The organism is Tepidanaerobacter sp. GT38 (assembly GCF_021991635.1).
GTDB lineage: Bacteria > Bacillota > Thermosediminibacteria > Thermosediminibacterales > Tepidanaerobacteraceae > DTU063.
On the sequence record NZ_JAFFJA010000063.1, the window covers coordinates 1 to 18,894 of the forward strand.

General features: G+C 39.0%; 21 protein-coding genes, 6 tRNA genes and 1 pseudogene. 22 read left to right on the forward strand and 6 right to left on the reverse strand.

The genetic code is table 11. The features are described from left to right. The first annotated feature begins 90 nt into the window (after positions 1-90). The 4 genes from uxaC (at position 91) to JT739_RS09495 (ending at position 4,087) form a co-directional block, all read left to right on the forward strand. Positions 91-1,494, forward strand: coding sequence for a glucuronate isomerase (gene uxaC, locus JT739_RS09480; RefSeq protein ID WP_237660884.1), 1,404 nt, complete (start codon positions 91-93; stop codon positions 1,492-1,494). A 241-nt stretch (positions 1,495-1,735) separates the two neighbouring features. Next, on the forward strand, positions 1,736-2,845 hold the full coding sequence (locus JT739_RS09485) for an ABC transporter ATP-binding protein (protein ID WP_237660885.1): 1,110 nt from the start codon (positions 1,736-1,738) through the stop codon (positions 2,843-2,845). A gap of 13 nt (positions 2,846-2,858) precedes the next feature. Beyond that, positions 2,859-3,758 (forward strand): CdaR family transcriptional regulator, encoded by a 900-nt coding sequence (locus tag JT739_RS09490; protein WP_237660886.1) that lies wholly within the window; start codon positions 2,859-2,861, stop codon positions 3,756-3,758. 59 nt (positions 3,759-3,817) lie between these two features. Then, positions 3,818-4,087 (forward strand): TIM barrel protein, encoded by a 270-nt coding sequence (locus JT739_RS09495; protein ID WP_237660887.1) that lies wholly within the window; start codon positions 3,818-3,820, stop codon positions 4,085-4,087. A 74-nt stretch (positions 4,088-4,161) separates the two neighbouring features. Here JT739_RS09495 and JT739_RS09500 read toward each other — a convergent pair whose 3' ends face one another. After that, complete coding sequence (locus JT739_RS09500) at positions 4,162-5,523, reverse strand: phosphomannomutase/phosphoglucomutase (protein WP_237660888.1); 1,362 nt, start codon at positions 5,521-5,523, stop codon at positions 4,162-4,164. A gap of 226 nt (positions 5,524-5,749) precedes the next feature. On the opposite strand from JT739_RS09500, the gene hisZ reads away from it, so the two are divergent. The 13 genes from hisZ to JT739_RS09565 all read left to right on the forward strand — a co-directional run bounded on the left by hisZ (position 5,750) and on the right by JT739_RS09565 (position 12,125). Then, a complete protein-coding gene (hisZ, locus tag JT739_RS09505; protein ID WP_237660889.1) occupies positions 5,750-6,853 on the forward strand; it encodes an ATP phosphoribosyltransferase regulatory subunit in 1,104 nt (367 codons plus the stop codon). Positions 6,854-6,875: 22 nt separating this feature from the next. Further along, complete coding sequence (gene hisG / locus JT739_RS09510) at positions 6,876-7,496, forward strand: ATP phosphoribosyltransferase (RefSeq protein ID WP_370642638.1); 621 nt, start codon at positions 6,876-6,878, stop codon at positions 7,494-7,496. 51 nt (positions 7,497-7,547) lie between these two features. Beyond that, positions 7,548-8,654, forward strand: coding sequence for a histidinol-phosphate transaminase (hisC, locus tag JT739_RS09515; RefSeq protein ID WP_237660891.1), 1,107 nt, complete (start codon positions 7,548-7,550; stop codon positions 8,652-8,654). Positions 8,655-8,671: 17 nt separating this feature from the next. Next, positions 8,672-9,259, forward strand: coding sequence for an imidazoleglycerol-phosphate dehydratase HisB (hisB, locus tag JT739_RS09520; protein WP_237660892.1), 588 nt, complete (start codon positions 8,672-8,674; stop codon positions 9,257-9,259). A gap of 19 nt (positions 9,260-9,278) precedes the next feature. Next, positions 9,279-10,034: a 1-(5-phosphoribosyl)-5-[(5-phosphoribosylamino)methylideneamino]imidazole-4-carboxamide isomerase gene (gene hisA / locus JT739_RS09525; protein WP_237660893.1), complete on the forward strand. Its 756-nt coding sequence runs from the start codon at positions 9,279-9,281 to the stop codon at positions 10,032-10,034. Continuing rightward, positions 10,027-10,773: an imidazole glycerol phosphate synthase subunit HisF gene (gene hisF, locus JT739_RS09530; protein ID WP_237660894.1), complete on the forward strand. Its 747-nt coding sequence runs from the start codon at positions 10,027-10,029 to the stop codon at positions 10,771-10,773. The genes hisA and hisF overlap by 8 nt, the downstream gene beginning before the upstream one ends. A 3-nt stretch (positions 10,774-10,776) precedes the next feature. Further along, positions 10,777-11,415: a bifunctional phosphoribosyl-AMP cyclohydrolase/phosphoribosyl-ATP diphosphatase HisIE gene (gene hisIE / locus JT739_RS09535; protein WP_237660895.1), complete on the forward strand. Its 639-nt coding sequence runs from the start codon at positions 10,777-10,779 to the stop codon at positions 11,413-11,415. Positions 11,416-11,609: 194 nt separating this feature from the next. Beyond that, a tRNA-Val gene (locus tag JT739_RS09540) sits at positions 11,610-11,685 on the forward strand. 8 nt (positions 11,686-11,693) lie between these two features. After that, a tRNA-Asp gene (locus tag JT739_RS09545) sits at positions 11,694-11,770 on the forward strand. 8 nt (positions 11,771-11,778) lie between these two features. After that, positions 11,779-11,854: transfer RNA gene (locus JT739_RS09550), tRNA-Phe, on the forward strand. 8 nt (positions 11,855-11,862) lie between these two features. Next, a tRNA-Gly gene (locus JT739_RS09555) sits at positions 11,863-11,937 on the forward strand. Between the two features lie 11 nt (positions 11,938-11,948). Further along, positions 11,949-12,023, forward strand: a tRNA-Cys gene (locus JT739_RS09560). Positions 12,024-12,035: 12 nt separating this feature from the next. Then, a tRNA-Leu gene (locus tag JT739_RS09565) sits at positions 12,036-12,125 on the forward strand. Here the strand turns inward: JT739_RS09565 and JT739_RS09570 are convergent. Together JT739_RS09570 and JT739_RS09575 are read right to left on the reverse strand one after the other, a co-directional pair. Then, complete coding sequence (locus tag JT739_RS09570; protein ID WP_237660896.1) at positions 12,086-12,673, reverse strand: hypothetical protein; 588 nt, start codon at positions 12,671-12,673, stop codon at positions 12,086-12,088. The two genes, JT739_RS09565 and JT739_RS09570, sit on opposite strands and share 40 nt — an antisense overlap. 51 nt (positions 12,674-12,724) lie before the next feature. After that, complete coding sequence (locus JT739_RS09575; protein WP_237660897.1) at positions 12,725-13,906, reverse strand: recombinase family protein; 1,182 nt, start codon at positions 13,904-13,906, stop codon at positions 12,725-12,727. A gap of 186 nt (positions 13,907-14,092) precedes the next feature. Between JT739_RS09575 and JT739_RS09580 the strand changes: the two genes are divergently transcribed. Continuing rightward, positions 14,093-14,707, forward strand: a complete 615-nt coding sequence (locus JT739_RS09580; protein ID WP_237660898.1) for a sce7726 family protein — start codon at positions 14,093-14,095, stop codon at positions 14,705-14,707. Here the strand turns inward: JT739_RS09580 and JT739_RS09585 are convergent. Next, entirely contained in the window at positions 14,628-15,329 is a 702-nt protein-coding gene (locus JT739_RS09585) for a beta family protein (protein ID WP_237660899.1), read from the reverse strand. The two genes, JT739_RS09580 and JT739_RS09585, sit on opposite strands and share 80 nt — an antisense overlap. Before the next feature lie 83 nt (positions 15,330-15,412). Between JT739_RS09585 and JT739_RS09590 the strand changes: the two genes are divergently transcribed. Beyond that, a complete protein-coding gene (locus tag JT739_RS09590) occupies positions 15,413-15,655 on the forward strand; it encodes a hypothetical protein (RefSeq protein ID WP_370642640.1) in 243 nt (80 codons plus the stop codon). A gap of 108 nt (positions 15,656-15,763) precedes the next feature. Here JT739_RS09590 and JT739_RS09595 read toward each other — a convergent pair whose 3' ends face one another. Together JT739_RS09595 and JT739_RS09600 are read right to left on the reverse strand one after the other, a co-directional pair. Beyond that, positions 15,764-16,168, reverse strand: a complete 405-nt coding sequence (locus JT739_RS09595) for a type II toxin-antitoxin system HicB family antitoxin (RefSeq protein ID WP_237660901.1) — start codon at positions 16,166-16,168, stop codon at positions 15,764-15,766. 43 nt (positions 16,169-16,211) lie between these two features. Further along, positions 16,212-16,391, reverse strand: a complete 180-nt coding sequence (locus JT739_RS09600; RefSeq protein WP_237660902.1) for a type II toxin-antitoxin system HicA family toxin — start codon at positions 16,389-16,391, stop codon at positions 16,212-16,214. A 162-nt stretch (positions 16,392-16,553) separates the two neighbouring features. Between JT739_RS09600 and terS the strand changes: the two genes are divergently transcribed. The 3 genes and pseudogenes from terS (at position 16,554) to JT739_RS09615 (ending at position 18,767) form a co-directional block, all read left to right on the forward strand. Beyond that, positions 16,554-16,988: a phage terminase small subunit gene (terS, locus tag JT739_RS09605; RefSeq protein WP_237660903.1), complete on the forward strand. Its 435-nt coding sequence runs from the start codon at positions 16,554-16,556 to the stop codon at positions 16,986-16,988. Next, positions 16,967-17,872: pseudogene (locus JT739_RS09610) on the forward strand (PBSX family phage terminase large subunit); the annotation flags it as partial. The gene terS and the pseudogene JT739_RS09610, both read left to right, overlap by 22 nt. A 13-nt stretch (positions 17,873-17,885) precedes the next feature. Next, entirely contained in the window at positions 17,886-18,767 is an 882-nt protein-coding gene (locus tag JT739_RS09615; RefSeq protein ID WP_237660905.1) for a phage portal protein, read from the forward strand. The last annotated feature ends 127 nt before the right edge of the window (positions 18,768-18,894 follow it).

An 18,894-nucleotide genomic window follows, 5' to 3' on the forward strand; every position in this document is an offset into this window, starting at 1 on the left:
GTGGTGAAACTATTGTACCAGAAAGGCTGACGGGTCCTCAACTTTCATTTAACTTTACAATACGTAATTACTATGTGGGAGGTAGTGATTATGAAAAAATTTATGGATGAGGATTTTTTGCTAAGCACCGATACTGCAAAAAAGCTGTATCATGAACATGCAAAAAAAATGCCCATAGTCGACTACCATTGCCATATTAATCCGAAGGATATTTATGATGATGTAGTATATGATAATCTAACCCAAGTATGGCTTGGAGGAGATCACTATAAATGGCGTGCAATGCGCACAAACGGTATTGAGGAACGCTATATAACGGGTAAAGACACTACAGCATATGAGAAATTTGAAAAATGGGCAGAAACTGTTCCCAAACTAATCGGCAATCCATTATACCATTGGACACATTTGGAACTGAAACGTTACTTTGACATAGATGATATACTTTCACCTAAAACGTGCAAAAAAATATGGGATACTGCTAATGAACGTCTAAAAGACTTATCAGTTCGCAAGATTATAGAGAAATCCAACGTTAAATTGATCTGCACAACCGATGATCCAATAGATGATTTGCATTGGCACAAATATATTAGCGAGGATAAAGGCTTTAATGTTAAAGTTTTACCAGCCTTTCGGCCGGATAAAGCTTTAAATATAGACAAGCCTGGTTTTGTTGAATATATTGAGAAGTTAGGTGACATTTGCGGAATAAAAATTAAAACAGTCGATGATGTGAAAGCAGCTTTAGCCTCCAGAATTGAGTATTTTGTAAAAATGGGCTGTAAAGCCGCCGATCACGCACTGGATTATATTGTCTATAGAAAAAAAGATGTAAATTTGGATGCCGCGCTTCAAGCTGCATTAGACGGAAAAGCAATTGATCAGGAAAAAGCGGATGAGTATAAAGCCGAACTCCTTATGTTTTGCGCTGCCCAGTATAAGCAACATAAAATCGTGATGCAGCTTCATTACGGTACATTGAGAAATGCAAATCCGGTAGCCTTTGCTAAGCTAGGGCCAGATTCAGGTTTTGATGCAATTTGCGGCTATGATAAAAGCGGTGTAGCTTTAGGTGCCCTTTTGGGTGCATTAGAAGCCTCTGACAGCCTACCCAAAACGATTATATATTCACTTAATCCTACTGACAATGCTTTGATTGATTCAGTTATAGGTTGTTTTCAATCTCATGAGGTCCCGGGCAAAATACAGCATGGAAGTGCCTGGTGGTTTAATGATACCAAAACAGGCATGATGGAACATATGATTAATCTTGCCAATTATTCTGTTCTTCCAAACTTTATAGGAATGCTTACCGATTCACGAAGTTTCTTATCTTATACGCGCCACGAGTATTTTAGACGAATCCTCTGTGATTTATTAGGAAAATGGGTAGAAAACGGTGAATACCCTGCTGATATGGAAGTTTTGGGCAAAACAGTGGAAGATATTTGTTATAATAACACCATCAGATATTTTGAATTTACAATTTAGAAAATCTCTCCAACACACTACACTTTTTTGTTGGAAATTCAAAGAATAACTAAGAGATTAATCCAGGTGGGGAAATTGAGTGTCTAAAGGTAACATGGGTAAGAGGGATTTTTTTATTTAAAATGTAGAATTTCCACAAGAAAATTTCGTTATTTTATCAATATGAAAAAGTCGCCAGCTATATTAATATGTAGGTAATGTTGCATGTATAAAAATATACTGGAGAAAAGGAGAAAAGTTTATGGCAAAAGTGACATTTAAGAATGTAAACAAGATTTATCCCGGGGGTATTAAGGCTGTTGTTGATTTTAATCTGGAAATTCAAGACAAGGAATTTATAGTGCTCGTAGGACCTTCCGGTTGTGGAAAATCTACAACTCTTAGAATGGTAGCCGGCCTTGAAGATATCACTTCTGGGGAATTGTACATAGGAGATCGATTAGTTAACGACGTTTCTCCAAAAGATAGGGACATAGCAATGGTTTTTCAGAACTATGCCCTTTATCCGCATATGAGCGTTTACGACAATATGGCCTTTGGCTTAAAGTTGAGGAAAACCCCTCGGGCTGAAATTGACCGACGGGTAAAAGAGGCTGCTGCCATATTAGGTATAGAAGAACTCTTAAATCGTAAACCCAAAGCCTTATCTGGCGGACAGCGGCAGAGGGTAGCTTTAGGAAGAGCTATTGTCCGAGAGCCCAAAGTCTTCTTGATGGATGAACCGTTATCCAATCTTGATGCAAAGCTTAGGGTTCAAATGAGAGCAGAAATTGCTAAACTTCACGACAGGCTTCAGACAACTTTTATATATGTAACCCATGACCAAACCGAAGCAATGACTATGGGTAGTAGAATCGTAGTCATGAAGGATGGGTATATTCAGCAGGTAGACACCCCGCAGAAAATTTATGATTGCCCGGTAAATACTTTTGTAGCAGGATTTATTGGCAGCCCTCAGATGAATTTCATAGATGGAATCTTGTTAAAAGAAAATGATAAAGCCTATATGAAATTTAATGATCTAAAATTATCGATTCCAGAAGGTGTAACCAAGAAAATTGATCCAAGTTATTTTGGCAAAGAAGTGATTTTTGGAATACGTCCTGAAGACATTCATAATGAAGCTGCGTTTTTGAATTATTATACAGAACAATGTTTTAATACTAAAGTAGAAGTGGTTGAGCATTTAGGCTCTGAGACCTTTTTATATCTTTCATTAGGGAAAATTTCTCTTACTGCACGAGTGGATCCTAGCTGCAATGTCCGGGTTGGCGACACTATTAAAGTCGGTTTTGATATGAACAAGCTTCATCTATTTGATAAAGAGACAACTAAAAGGATCTTAAACTAAAATCGGTGATATCATGGAAAGCCTTCTATTAGCTATTTTGTCTGAGATAAAATCCAATATCAAAACGCCCTTTGCCTTATATGATAAACACAAGAAAAAAATTTTTGGCGATAATTTAAAAAAAAATATAAATGAAAAAAGTATACGGTTGATAAATGAAGATTATAATGTTAGGACTTGTCTACCGAAAGACCAACTTGAAGATTTCTGTTTTTTTCTAAGAAATATAATAAATACAATATATAATAAAGAACTCGTGATGTTTATTCAAGGCAAAAAGTCCAAATTATTGTCCGATTTTCCTTTTCCTTGTGGCCTTGTATTAATACAAAGCGACTTTATTGCAGAAATAAATGGATTAATGGACACCATTTTTGAAAAGGTAATGCTTACACGCATTGATGATATGTTATTGTTTTTGATTCCTTTGAGCAACTTGGAGGAGTTAAAAGAAACGTCTTCAGCTCTTTACCAAACTATAGCCGAAGAAGTTTCACGTAAAGCTACTATTAGCATTGGGGGCATCGCACAATCTCAAGCTGAACTAACCAAGGCTTTTAGTGATGCTAAAAATGCTTTGCAGTTTGCCTCTAAAAAGAAGTATGGCGTTATATATTATCCGGAAATGACGTTAGAGTTTTTTATTTCTTCGTTGCCTGCAGAGATTCGTCACAATTATAAAAATGAAATGAGTGTAAAATTAAAAAGTCTGGATAATGATATGATAAATACCATCCGTGTTTTTTTTGATAGTAATCTTCATATAGCCGAAACAGCACGACGTTTATATATACATCGAAATACATTGATATACAGACTAGATAGGATTCATAGCATTACAGGACTTGATTTGCGAAATTTTAAAGATGCTATAAAAATGAGTATTTACCTGGTGCTAAATGATTTTTTTTAAATATAAAAGTAAGTTTTAAAATATTTATAGGCTCCGAGTCCTTGGAGCCTTTCTTAATTTTGCGATTACAGGTTGCAAAGGAGCTTAATGCCAAAGTAATTGTAGGATCAATAAAGATGGCAAGGGCAGCGTTGGGGCATGTGCATTTTGCTGACAGCAACAGATGGTATCCCGGAGCAGGTCATTTAGATTTTGAGGCAATTATTTCTGTATTAAAGGAGATTAATTACTCAGGTGTTATTGCCTTTGAATGTCTGCCATTGCCTACGCAAGAAGAAGCAGCCGTGAAGGGTTTAGAACATGTAAGCAATACATATAACGATATTTGAGCTGTCAGTATGAATTAACATAAATATCGATAAGCGCTTTCCTTGAGGTTAGTGTATCAAAGGGGAATAAAAATTTAGTCATTAAAAAGTTTTAAAGGCAGTAAGGCTTTCTGTATTTCGGTTTTGATGTTCTCTAAACCATCTTTTGATTTAGACTCACAGCGAACGATAAGCTCCGGGCCGGTATTTGAGCTTCTGACTAGGCCCCAACCATCGGGGAAAATAACCCGAACACCATCTACGTCTATTATTGGATATTTGCCTTCAAAGTATTGTTTTACTGCTTGGACTTTGCCAAATTTTTCTTCGTCAGGGCAGGGAACCCGAAGCTCTGGAGTTGAAAAATATTTTGGCACATCAGAAAGTAGCTCTGAAAGCTTCTTATCAGTGTTTGAGAGGATTCTCAGAAGCCTAGCAGCGGCATAAAAGGCATCATCGAAACCATAGTATTCATCGGCAAAAAACATATGGCCTGACATTTCTCCTGTAAATACAGCACCAATTTCCCTCATTTTGGCTTTTATTAGAGAGTGGCCGGTTTTATAAAATATGGGTTTACCGCCCAGTTTTTTTATTTCATCTACGAGAGCCTCAGAACACTTGACTTCCACTATGGCGGTGGTGCCAGGGTATTTTGGCATAATCTCACGCCAATACAGCACCATCAGCATATCTCCGTATATTATATTGCCCTTGTCATCTACAACGCCAATGCGGTCACCATCTCCATCAAAACCTATGCCCAAATCAAGTTTTTCCTTTAAAACAAGTTCCCTTAAATCTGTTAAATTTTCTGGTTTAACAGGGTCAGGAAAATGATTAGGGAAGGCAGGATCAGAAGTGCAGTAAAGAGGGTAAACTTCTACTCCAAGGCGGCTAAAGAGTTTTTCCGCAAAAAAGGAAGCGGTACCGTTGCCACAGTCGATACCTACTCTGAGCTTTTTAGGAAGATGGATTTTGCTTGCTACCATGTTTATGTAATCGTCAACGGGGCTCTTTATAGTGACCTTTCCGTTTCCCGATGAAAAATCGCCGTCTTCCATCATCCTTCTTAAATTTTGAATTTCATCTCCATACATAGTTCCTGGCCCAAAAGCCACCTTGAAGCCGTTAAATTGTGCTGGATTATGACTGGCCGTAACCATGATTCCCGGATTTATATCATAGTGGATTCTTGCAAAATAAAATATGGGAGTTACTACTGTCCCTATGTCTATTACGTCACACCCCGTAGATAAAAGGCCATTTGTCACAGCTTTTTTAAGTGAAGGCGAAGAAGTTCTGTTATCACAACCTACAATTACCTTGTTTTCCCCATTTTTAAAAGCATATGTACCAAAAGCTTGACCTAGCCTTGTAGCAAAGTCTTCATCCAAATCTTTATTTACAACACCTCTTATATCGTACTGCCTAAAAACGTAAGGGTTAAGCTTCATAAAACCTTCCTCCAATTTATCTTTTTATATTTTATACGTAAATAATTCTGTTATAGTATTTCCAAAAAAACTACTATTATTTGGTGCTTTTCCACTACGAAACAGAGTTTTTTACTTACATGAATTATACCATAAATTTTCAAATTTCCTATTGATTAAGGCTGATAATTGTGATAGTATTCTCTTAAATACTTTAACGATTTAATATAGTAAAGGAAGATTGGTAATGACGGGGTATTTTCGAAGACCTGCAGGTGTAAAAGATTATTTGCCACCCAAGGTTCGCAAAAAGCGGCGGATTGAAAAGGAAATTGTAGACGTATTTGAAAAGTGGGGTTACGAAGAGGTTGTTGCTCCTTCTTTTGAATATTTGGAGACATTTGCAAAAACAGGCAAGCCTGGTTTTACAGAGAAAGTTTTTAAGTTTTTTGATAGACATGGAGAAGCAATGGCTTTAAGACCCGATATAACCACTTCCATTGCCCGGATGGTTGCAACTCATTACAGCAACCATGATGCACCTTTGAGATTTTATTATTTGGCAAATGTCTTTAGATTTCAGGAGCCCAGAAAGGGCAGAGACCAGGAGTTTTATCAAATAGGAGGGGAACTAATCGGCATTCCGGGCCTGGATGCTGATGTAGAAATAATACTTTTGGCATCTTATATGCTAGAGCAAATCGGTATAAAAAATTTTTTAATTAACATAGGTCATACCAAATTTCTTGAGGGTTTGCTTGATGAATTAGATGAGCCTGTTTTAAAAGACAGGATAGCTCAAGCAATAAAAGAAAAAAATTTTGTTTGGCTGAAAAATCTAATTGAGACCAGCGATCTTAGAACTGATATAAAAAGAACGTTTTTAGCTTTGCCCGGATTTTATGGTGGTGCGGAGATTTTGGATAAGCTAATTGAGTTTTCGCTAAACGAGAAATGCACTGCAGCTGTATCGGAATTAAAAAGGCTATGGAGCATGCTGAAGCAATTTAATAATATTCAACTTACCTTTGATCCGGGCCTTGCCAGAGGCATCGATTATTATACAGGAATCGTATTTGAAATATATTCACCTAAGTCGGGATTTCCCCTTGGAGGGGGAGGACGTTACGATTCCCTGCTTGATAAGTTTAACGGATCAAGACCTGCGACAGGTTTTGCATTAACTGAAGATGTTATTCTGGCAGTTTTAGAGCAGGATATGGAAGATGTATATGATCCGTATTATCTGTATTATGAGCCGGAACAATATATCGAGGCATTTCATAAGGCGCAAGAGCTCAGAAAAAATGGCTACATAGTGAAAATGATGCCAGCTGACAAAGACATATAACTTAATGCGAAGGAGAATGGCCTTGGAATTATTGAAAATTGCCTTGTCAAAGGGCAGGATATTATCAGAAACTTTAAGCCTTTTTAATAAAATTCAGATGGACTTTAGTGAGGTCTATGAAGATTCACGTAAGCTTTTCTTTGATTTTAAAGAGCATGGCACCAGAGTAATTTTGGCAAAGCCCTCTGATGTGCCAACATACGTAGAATACGGTGTGGCTGATATTGGAGTTGCAGGCAAAGATGTGTTGTTAGAAGATAAAAAAGACGTTTTTGAACTAATGGATTTAAAGCTCGCTAATTGCAAAATGGTAGTTGCAATTCCGAAAGATAGATCTAACGATAGTCCAATTTATAGGGTGGCTACCAAATATCCTCAAATTGCGGAAGAACATTTTATTAAAAAAGGAATTCCGGTAGAAATTATTAAACTTCACGGTTCGGTGGAATTGGGCCCCATACTTGGCCTTTCTGATGCCATAGTAGATATCGTGTCAACAGGCAGCACCCTTAAAAAAAATAATTTAAAAATTATGGAAGAGATTTGCCCTATAAGCAGCAGACTTATTGCAAACCCGGTTAGCTTCCGCGTAAAATCTCATGTGATAATGGATTTAATGGAAAAACTAGAAGCTGTTTTATGATTATGATTTATGTGAAATAAACAGAACGTATATAATATAGATTATGTATACTTGATTGAGGAGGAGATTACCATAATATCGCCAATACGATTTGTAAGAGATGATGTATTAAAATTAATACCTTACATGCCTTCTACAGATCCTTGCAAGATAAAACTTGATGCCAATGAAAGCCCTTATGATGTGCCGCTAGAGGTTAAAAATAGAATATGGGAAAAGCTGCAGGATGAACATTTCAATCACTATTATGACCCCAGCTGTGGTAAGCTGCGCGAAGGCCTTTCTAAATATACAGGAGCAAAACCCGAGCAAATCTTTGTGGGTAGCGGTGCCGATGAAATCATACTTGACATAATTTTGGCATTTGCAGGCCCAGGCAGAGATGTTATAATCCCATCGCCTACATTTTCCAGCTACGAAATCTTTGCTACTGTAGCAGGTTCTAATGTAATAAAAGTTCCGATCGTGTGCAAGAAAAACCAGGACAGCTGGGCTTGGGACCTTGATGAGATACAAATAAAGCAGCATTTTACAAAAGACAAGCCCCAGCTTTTGTTTTTATGTTACCCAAACAATCCCACAGGGGACTATTTTGATGAAGAAAAAGTTGTTAACTTAATAAATAACTTTAATGGCATTGTAGCAATAGATGAAGCATATTTTGAATTTGGTGGCAAAACTTTTGTGGAAAGGCTTCATGAATTTCCTCATGTGGTAGTTATACGCACATTTTCTAAGATATTTTCGTTAGCAGGCCTTAGAGTCGGCTATGCCGTCGGCCATGAAGATTTGATACAGCAACTGTACAAAGTGAAACTGCCCTATAATGTAAGTCTTTTTTCACAAATAGCGGCTGTTGAAATTTTGAAGGAGACAGATTGGCTAAAAGATGTCCAAAGCAAATTAATAAAAGCTCGCCAGCAGCTTAAAGCTGAATTAGAAAATATTAAAGGAATAAAAGTATACCCAAGCTCTGCTAACTTTTTCCTGTGTGAATTTGAAAAACCTCGGGACTTTGTATATGAAGAACTTTTAAAAAGGGGAATTCTCACTCGACGTTTAAATGAAGATCCGTTGAAGAATACTTTGCGGTTCTGCATAGGGACCCAAGAGCAAAATGAGTTTTTGGTATCGAGTCTTAGAGAAATTTTGAGTTAATATAGGGGAGATTTTAAATGGTAAGAGCTGCGGATATTTATAGAAAAACTGGAGAAACAGAGATAATGGCTAGAATAAATCTGGATGGGAAAGGCCATAGCAATATTCATACACAGGTTTTTTTCCTAAATCACATGTTAAACCTTTTTTCCCGCCATGCTCTATTTGACTTGGAAATTAATGCAAAAGGTGACGTAGAGGTTGATTTCCACCATTTAGTTGAAGATGTAGGTATCGTTTTAGGCGAGGCATTTTTAAAGGCCATTGGAAATAAAGAAGGGATTAAGCGATACGGAAGTTTTTATGTTCCAATGGATGAAGCTTTGGCATTTTGCTCGGTGGATATAAGCGGGAGACCTTTTATATATTTTAATGCTGAATTTACCCGTGATAAGGTGGGAGAGTTTGATGTGGAGCTTGTAAAAGAATTTTTCACAGCTTTTGCAAACAACGCCCGCATGACTATTCATTTGGAAACTATTCGAGGCGAAAACACTCACCATATGATAGAAGCACTTTTTAAAGCTTTTGGTCGCGCATTGAGAGAGGCAGTGGCTTTTGACCCAAGGGAAAAAGGGGTGCCGTCTACGAAGGGTATACTGTGAAGCTTGAAGGGGTGAAGAGATGAATATATATCCGGCAGTAGATATTAAGGGAGGAAAGTGCGTAAGGCTTGCTCAGGGAGATTTTGCAAAGGAAACCGTTTATTTAGAAAATCCGGTGGATGCGGCAAAAATGTGGGAGAGCCAAGGCGCTAAATGGATTCATGTAGTTGACTTAGACGGTGCAAAATCTGGAGTTCCAGGCAATTTTGACGTAATTTGTGATATTCGAAAAGCCGTAAGTGCCAATATTCAAGTAGGTGGTGGAATTAGAAATATCAGTACCGTAAAAGATTATTTATGTTTAGGCATAAACCGCGTTATTTTCGGGTCTTCTGCAATTGCCGATTTGACGCTTATTAGGGAAACTATAGATAAATTCGGTACAGATAAAGTGGCTGTTGGAATTGACGTGAGGCATAATCAGGTTGCCATTGAAGGCTGGACTAAATCTTCCGGTGTAACGCTTGAAACGGCACTTAGGCAGTTAAGAGACATTGGTGTAGAGACAATGATTTATACCGATATCTCAAGAGATGGCATGATGAAAGGGCCTAATTTTTCCGGTATTGAAAAAGTGCTAAGCTTTGGGGATTTTTCGGTAATTGCATCTGGGGGGATTGCTTCCCTGAAAGATTTAGAGCAATTAGCTTTGTATGAACAAAAGGGTTTGGAAGGAGCTATTATCGGGAAGGCGCTGTACAGTGGTGCGCTGAACTTGGAGGTTATTTTAAAACTGTTTAATACACATGTGGATGGGAGTAGTGAAAATGGGTAAAAAGCGATTGATTGTTTGCTTAGATGTAAAAAATGGTCGGGTAGTCAAAGGCGTTAATTTTGAAAATATCCGGGACATGGGTGATCCTGTCGAGCTGGCAGCTTTTTATGATAAACAGGGTATAGATGAGATAGTGTTTTTGGATATATCAGCTACTGTTGAAGGCAGAAAGACTACTTTGGATTTAGTAAAAAGGGTTTCTGAAAATATAAGCGTGCCTTTTATTGTCGGTGGAGGCATATCTTCATTAGAAGACATGGAGAATTTGCTTAATGCAGGTGCAACTAAAGTTTCTATAGGCACGGCGGCTGTAAAGAATCCCAAATTAATAAGTGAAGGTGCAAAGCAGTTTGGCAGTAAGCATATGGTCCTTGCCTGTGATGCTAAAAAAAATAGTGGGAGTTGGGAAGTTTATACACATGGAGGGCGAATTGCTTCAGGCCTTGATGCAATACAGTGGTGCAAAGAGGCTGAAAGCCTCGGTATAGGCGAAATACTGCTAACCAGCATGGATGCAGACGGCACCAAGGACGGGTATGATATAGAGCTTACCAGAGCTGTAGCCGATGCGGTCAAAGTGCCGGTTATAGCTTCAGGGGGAGCCGGGAAGCTTGAACATTTTAGAGATGTTTTTATAAAAGGCAGAGCAAGTGGTGCTCTTGCCGCATCTGTTTTCCACAAAGGAATTTTTACTGTAAAGCAAGTTAAGGAATATCTAATTAAAGAGGGTGTAGAATAATTTATGATTGAGCTGGATAATATAAAATATAATGAAAAAGGGCTTGTCCCGGCAGTTGTTCAAGATACAAACACCAGAGAAGTACTAATGGTTGCTTATATGAACAAAGAAGCACTGCATAAAACCATTGAGACAAAAAGAGCATGGTTTTATAGCAGAAAGAGGCAAAAACTTTGGCAAAAAGGAGAAACCAGCGGCAACTTCCTTGAGGTAAAAAACATCTACTATGATTGTGATGAGGATACGCTGCTTCTACAAGTTGTGCCGAAAGGGCCAGCATGTCATACGGGAAATTACTCATGCTTTTACCGCAGCCTTTTAGAAAATCAAAGATCTGCTGTTGAAGATGAAGTAAAAAATCCTTTGGGAATTTTGAAAGAACTAGTTGACATAATAGACTCAAGATTTGCCCAAAAACCCGAAGGTTCTTATATTGCTAAGTTATATGAAGGTGGCAAAGAAAGAATACTGAAAAAAGTTGGAGAGGAAGCCTGTGAAGTCATTATTGCCTCCATGAGTAAAAACAAAGCTGAAACTATATACGAAACTGCAGATTTGCTGTTTCACTTGCTAATAGCACTTAGATTTGACAACATAACAATTGAAGAAGTAATGGCAGAACTTAAAAGGCGGCGAAAGTAGCTTTGTTGACAAATCGTCAATAAATTTGTATAATTTAATAAAAACAAGCAAAGTTTTTTTGATTGTTATAATGGTGAACTAGATAATCAAAGCAACAGTGAGTTAGAAAGTGTATAAGGGCAATAAAGTTTAATAATGAGTATTAATGATTTTTGACAGCAAATCAAATCTAATGTATACTAAATAATGTCTTCGGGCGGATAGCTCAGCTGGGAGAGCACGTGCCTTACAAGCACGGGGTCACAGGTTCGAGCCCTGTTTCGCCCACCAAAATATGTGGCCCAGTAGTTCAGTTGGTTAGAACGCCAGCCTGTCACGTTGGAGGTCGTGGGTTCAAGTCCCATCTGGGTCGCCATAATATTCGCCTTGGTAGCTCAGTCGGTAGAGCAGAGGACTGAAAATCCTCGTGTCGGTGGTTCGATTCCGCCCCAAGGCACCATTAGGTATGCGGAAGTGGCTCAGTGGTAGAGCATCGCCTTGCCAAGGCGAGGGTCGCGGGTTCAAATCCCGTCTTCCGCTCCATTTGTCTTCCAGGCGGCATAGCCAAGTGGTAAGGCAGAGGTCTGCAAAACCTTTATTCCCCAGTTCGAATCTGGGTGCCGCCTCCAAATATATAACAGGCCGGGATGGCGGAACTGGCAGACGCACAGGACTTAAAATCCTGCGATCCTCAAAAGATCGTACCGGTTCGATTCCGGTTCCCGGCACCACTTGAAATCATAATATTTTCAGATATATTATCAAGGGAAGATGATTCAACATCTTCTTTTTTATTTTGCCCAATTTTGTTTTTAAGCAACTTTAGCCTTTTCACGTCATGTCCCATGGGATCATGCCAAAAATAAACGTATAATTCGCCTGTGTCCGGGTTAAATTGCAGCTGACGTATAAAATATCTAACGGCCATTCTTTTCTCTTTATTTGACGCATCAGAAGCCGACAGAACCGATTCCAAATTATGAACCTTACTCAATATGGTATATTCATCTATCTTTTCAGCCTTAGGACGTTCCTTATCCAATTCTTCCAATTCGATTTTAAGGGCCTGCTTTTCCTCTTGAAGCTTTTCTAACTGACCCAGGAGGAGAGGAATAACATTTGATTCTTTTCCTTGTTGAATAGCAGCCATAATATTATTTATAGCATTTTCTGTTTCAGCAATAGACTTTTGTAAGTGCTTTTTTGCTTGATCTATATCTTTGTTGTCTTCGTTTAAAACATTGTTTATTTCTTTTACTATGACTTTTATTTTTTTCAAGGTGAAATATTCTTTAATGGCTCTGAGCACTTTTGTTTCTACTTCATCTTTTCATATGGCAACACCTTTATTGCACCCAGCCCGACCCTTATTTTTGTATGCCGAGCAGATATAGTAATATTTATTTGCAACCTGTTGACTGTTGATAGGACTGCCACAATTCAAGCAAACAAACATAGGCTCACCTGCGGCATTATCTCCACTAAAAAGGTAGGGGCTATTTTCGGTTCTGGTTGGAACAATATTTTTCTTTCTTTTTTCTACCACTGGGCCCATAACCTCCTTTAATTCCTGCCATTCGTCCAGAGTGATAATTGCCGGGTGTGCATTTTCAATTACTACCCACTCATCGGCATCTTTCCACTTCTGGCCGGTGCCACGTAGGTCCCTGCCTGTTCTATTCCAGTAGTAATAACCGGAATAGACGCCTTCCAGTGCACGCATACAGATTTCCCGAATGGTAGTGACTGACCAAGGCTTTCCTTTTCTGTTTTGGTATTCGGCACCTTTAGAATTGAGATGGTCCCTAATTTCTTTATATGACATCTTTTTTTGATACCAGAGATCCAGGACCATATACCGAATGAGACGTGCCCTATTTTCATCAATTTCCCAAAGCAGTTTTACAATATCTTTTCCACGGGAGTCTTTGCCCCTGATAACCCGTTTGTTTATGTATCCATCCGGAGCAATGCCACCGTTCTTATAGCAATATCCCGTCTCCGGATCCCTTGTTGCCGCATTTCTCATCATGCCCTTGGTGGTGTGATAGGCCGTTTCGATGCTGCGTGCCTCATCTTTTGTCTCTGAAATGCCTTCCAACCAAATGCCATGGATGGTGTTTCTATCATACTGTGGTTCACTTACACCGATGACCGTTACACCATGCTTGCGCAGCTCTTCTTGCCATACCACCCTGAGGTATTTCCGACGGGCAAACCGGCTCTTTTCATCGACCAAAAATAGAGAGACTTTAGCGTTATTTTTGGCAAATTCCAGGAGTTCAAGGACCTCAGGATCTTCATCAAGGCCCCTGTATGCCGAATGATGTAGCTCAACCCATTTCAAAATATTTACGTTATGTTCATAAGCCCATTTTTGAATACGCTGGCGCTGTTCCGGCACAGAAAGACCCTTCGTGAACTGGTCTTCCGTGGATACCCTGCAGAGGGCCACAGCATACTTTGTGGTATTTGGTCTTGATTTTGGGCTACGAAAATCTTGTATAGCCATGGTTTCTCCTCCTATTTCAAACTTTTGTTCGCATATTTAATTATAAAAATTACAAGAAGCATCAGCTTTTGTCATTTTCAATGGTTGTCAATTAGAAACAAGATAGGGTAGAATATAATAAGCCAGGGTTGAGTTGGAGATCAGAACTAACGTCGCATTATTTTTCTTGACCTAAGGGTGATTTTGATGAAAATTTATGACAAAGACATAAGGCCACTAATATTTCGAAGTTTAGTTAATCGCTCCGAATTTATTAACGATCCTGAAACCGTAGTTATCAACGAACTCGATGTTTGTTTTGGAAATGCAATAATAGATGTTGCTGCGGTTAATGGTGAGATTTATGGATTTGAAATTAAGAGCGAACAAGATTCATTAGAAAGGTTACCATCCCAGGCCAGATTCTACGCTAAAGTATTTAACAAGGTTTCATTAGTGGCTTCAGAAAAACATTGTTCTAAAGCAAAAGAGATATTACCAAGCTACTGGGGGATTGACTGTGTCTACAGAAAGAATGGCTGTTTAGTTCTAGAAAACATTAGACCTGCAAGTTTAAATCAAGAGGTAGATACTCTTAGTCTTCTTATGTTTTTGTGGAAAAACGAGTTATTAGAGTTATTTTACAACAACGGAATCACCAAAGGCATTAAGAGTAAGACCAGAATAGAATTAGCGAAAAAAGCTGCGAAAGAACTACCTGCTGAATTAATTAATAACTTTGTTAAGCATAAGCTAAAGAGCCGTAAAGGCTGGAAAGCTCTTCGATTACAACAGTTATGTGATGATTTGCATCTATTGTAACCCAATTTGTGTTATTACCCGGCCCTTTTTTCCCAAGCGCTCTTTCTTTTATTTCTAAATCTCCAAAAGAAAAGTGCTCCTCATAATAATAGCTAGACTTTAGGATCTCGTTGGCCATTGCCTGGCGGCTTCTTATCCATTCGCCTGTAACCCGATTTTTTGCTCCTTTAAGTACCCAATAATGGTTAGGAGTTGTGTATCGTATTTTTGGGAGAGGACCGTAACGCATTTTCGAGAAATCTAATTCAGTGTCTGTGAATTTTGTTACCCCATAATCTGAGAATATGAGTTTGCTCTTAATGTCATTATTAAATTTATGCAGTATTTTTTGGAATAGTTTGAGTTCATATCGTTCGAAAAATTTTGACTCCCCTGAAGAAATAGATGAAAGATCTTTTGGAAAACAAGTCATAGCCAGGATTATTCTATCAAACATGGGGTTTTTAACAAGGTGTTGGTTTATAAGAGTAACTAACTCTGAATAGAGGAGGTTAGCTTCTCTCTTGTCAGCGATTACAGAAAGATCAAGCATTATGTCTAAACTGATTTGAACATTTTTCTTCCAGTTTGCAACTGTTTCAAAAATTGTAGAGTGGTCAGGTCCATCTAATTCTTCCGGCACAGGAACTCTTAGTAACATCCTGTTTGTCATTGTGCTTAACTGGTTAGCTAACTCCGGGCCCAGGAGATTCAACGGCAAACAAGGTGGTCAAACTCACGTCATCAGCATTTGTAATGCACGCTGAAAAGGTTATAAACGCAATAGAAAAATCTTTGGCAATATTGGGAGAGAAACACAGAAAGATATTTAAATTAAAATACCAGGAAATGTATCCATGGCAAGAAATTCTAGTTGAAATGAATATTAGCGATAGAACTTACTTCAGGCTTAGAAGAGAATTAGTTGCAACTGTTGGCCAACAACTTGGAGTTTTGAACACTGAATAGTAATATTGGCAGAAAAATGGCAGGAATTGAACATGCTTGCATGTTATTATGATAGTGTGGGAGCATCGGGAAACCGGTGCTTTTGTTAAAAAAAAAGCAGGCCTTCGATTATGGCCTGTCATGGATACCGAGTTTTTCTTTGAGTGCCGCTTGAAGCACCTGTGAAAAGTTAACACCCGCTTTTTCGGCTCTAGTATTTAACCAGTTGGGTATAGTTAGGGTTTTCTTAATGGCACGACTATCGTTTAGATTGCGATATTCTATAGTATCAACCGAAATAAGATTTACAAATTCTCCTTCTTCGCAGGTTATGTCAAATACATTGGATGCCGAAGGAATGGGTTCGTTTTTATCTTCTGCATCACATAGCCACATAGCTATAGCATCCTGTGCCATATCCAAAGCATCGGGAAGATTTTTACCTTCTGTCATACAACCGGGTAAATCCGGCACTTTGATAAAATACTCTCCGTTTTCAAGAGGTTTAAATATAGCAGGATATACATACTTCATAGCAAAACTCCTTTCGTAAAAAATTAAGAGGAGAGGAGGAGACTTATTTTAGCCCTACCTCCTTGAGGATTTGCTTAGCGGTGTATTCGTTAATTTCAGTATGTCTCGGGATGGGGAGTTTGAAACCCGGTCTGTCTTTGTGTGTTGCCATGTCGTGCTTGGCACCGCTTGATATTTCCCATCCGGCTTTCTTTAATTTCCGTATCAAGTCTCTCCGCTTCATTTCCTCACCTCTTAATTACATTATACACGTGTTAAACACGTATGTCAATAGAATAATTGAAATTTCTGTGACTTTTTCATCGATTAGTTATGCCTTCGGGCTCTTTTTTCATGCCAAAAACCATACTTACAAAACCAACTCAAAATAAGTAGGTGGTGATCATTGGATGTAGTAAGAGAAAAAGCAAAAAAGGATTATATGGCCGGGTTAAAATATAAAGATATCTGTCAAAAATACGACCTTAGCATGAACACCCTAAAGTCATGGGTGAAAAGATATAACTGGGCCGATGAAAGAAAGAACAAGGGTAAAAAGGGTGTACACAAAAAGAAAAGGGGTGCACCCAAAGGGAATAAGAACGCTGTGGGCAACAGGGGTGGCCCGGGAGGCCCGCCGGGGAATAAAAAAGCAGAAAAACACGGGTTCTTTTCCAAGTATCTTCCGGAGGAGACACTAAACATCTTGCAGGAGATAAACGAGAAAGATCCTTTAGACATCCTTTGGGAGAACATTACTATCCAGTATGCAGCCATAGTCAGGGCTCAAAAGATCATGTATGTGAGAGACCGAGAAGACAAGATGTTCTCCAAGGCCTGACAGCTGCCGGCGCCTTGGCTGATGAGGTGGCTTTATTTCCTCAGTCTTTCGTTGAACAGATGATAGGGCGGTGTTCGATAGCTCGTGCAAAGGTCTTCATGAACTGCAACCCCAGAGGGCCATACCACCCGATTAAGACTGAGTATATAGACAAGGCCAAGGACAAGCGGATACTATACCTTCACTTCACCATGGATGATAACCTAAGTCTAGCTGAAAGCGTAAAAGAGCGATTTAGGCGAATGTTCTCCGGAGTATTCTTCAAACGATACATCCTAGGTCTTTGGGTGATGGCCGAGGGGCTCATCTACGATATGTTCGATGAGACCAAGCATAAAATACCCACGGAGGAAAGAGAGTATTCCGAGTATCATATAGCTGTTGACTACGGAACCCAGAATGCCACAACCTTCGGACTATGGGGGAAATGCAGGATGGGCAAACACGCCGGCAAGTGGATAAAGATTAAGGAATTCTACTATTCCGGCAGGGATGAAAGTAAACAGAAAACAGATGAAGAGTTCCACCAGGACCTAGTAGAGTTTGCTGGTGACTTGATTATCAAATACGTCATCGTGGACCCGAGTGCAGCCTCTTTTATTGCCACTATCAAGAAGCATGGCAAATTCAGGGTTAGACATGCCAAAAATGAAGTGCTAGACGGTATTAGAAATGTGGCCACAGCACTTAACAATGGCATTATTTTATATAATGACTGCTGCATTAACACATTCCGGGAATTTTTCTCTTACGTTTGGGATGAGAAGGCAGCAGAAAGAGGGGAAGATAAACCGGTGAAGCAGAATGACCACTGCATGGATAGTGACCGATATTTTGTAAATACGATTATATTTGGCAAGAAAGGCCTATCAATCCTAAAGTAAAGAAGGTGATAGCGTGTTTAGCTTAAGAAACCTATTTAGAAACGATATAAACATCATGACCACCGAAGAAATCCTCTACAACGAGATAAAAGAATTCAATGCCAGCGATAAAAGGGCCTGGATGGTGACAGGAGATAGGTATTACCGGTGCGAAAACGACATCTACAACAGGCGGATAGTCCGGCATACAGAAAGTGGAGATATCGAAGACAAATCCAAGGCCAACAATAAACTGGCCCACGGTTTTGTCAAAAACCTAGTCGATGAGAAGATAGGATATCTACTGACAAAAGACTATGCCCTTAAATGTGACAATGAAGAATATATCAAGAAAGTCAAAGATGTTTTGGGCAAATACTTTCAATACACACTGACCAGGCTAGGCTATGAGGCATCGAATAAGGGTATAGCATGGCTTCAAGTATACATAAACGAGCAGGGCCAATTTGGAACTATGCTAATACCTAGCGAGCAATGTGTTCCGCTATGGAAAGACAATACACATACCGAACTAGACGGCATGATTAGGTTTTACTTGCAGACAGTATACGAAGGCAAGGAGAAGAAAAAGATCACCCGGGTGGAATACTACACTCCCCATGAAATCTATTTTTACATCCTTAACGATGACCGTCTTATCCCCGACATTGAGCAACACGAAGGAGGCCCCATACTTCACTACAAAAAAGGAGATGAAGGCAAAGGATGGGGGAAGGTGCCTTTTATAGCCTGGAAGAACAATCACCTTGAATATCCGGATGTAAGGTTTGTCAAATCCCTCGTAGACAGCTACGACAAGTCAAGGAGCGATATAGATAACTTTATCGAGGAGACAAAAAACCTTATCTACGTTCTCAAAGGCTATGGCGGGGAAGACTTGGCCCAATTTTGCTAATTTTATTTTTTGCCACAGGAATCAGAACCTGTGGCTTTATAATTTCCTGGGTCATAGCAAGATCCGTCATTTTGTGATAAATATCATAGTTCAAAAAATAGTTTTTCCCCTGTCAATAACCAGTAAA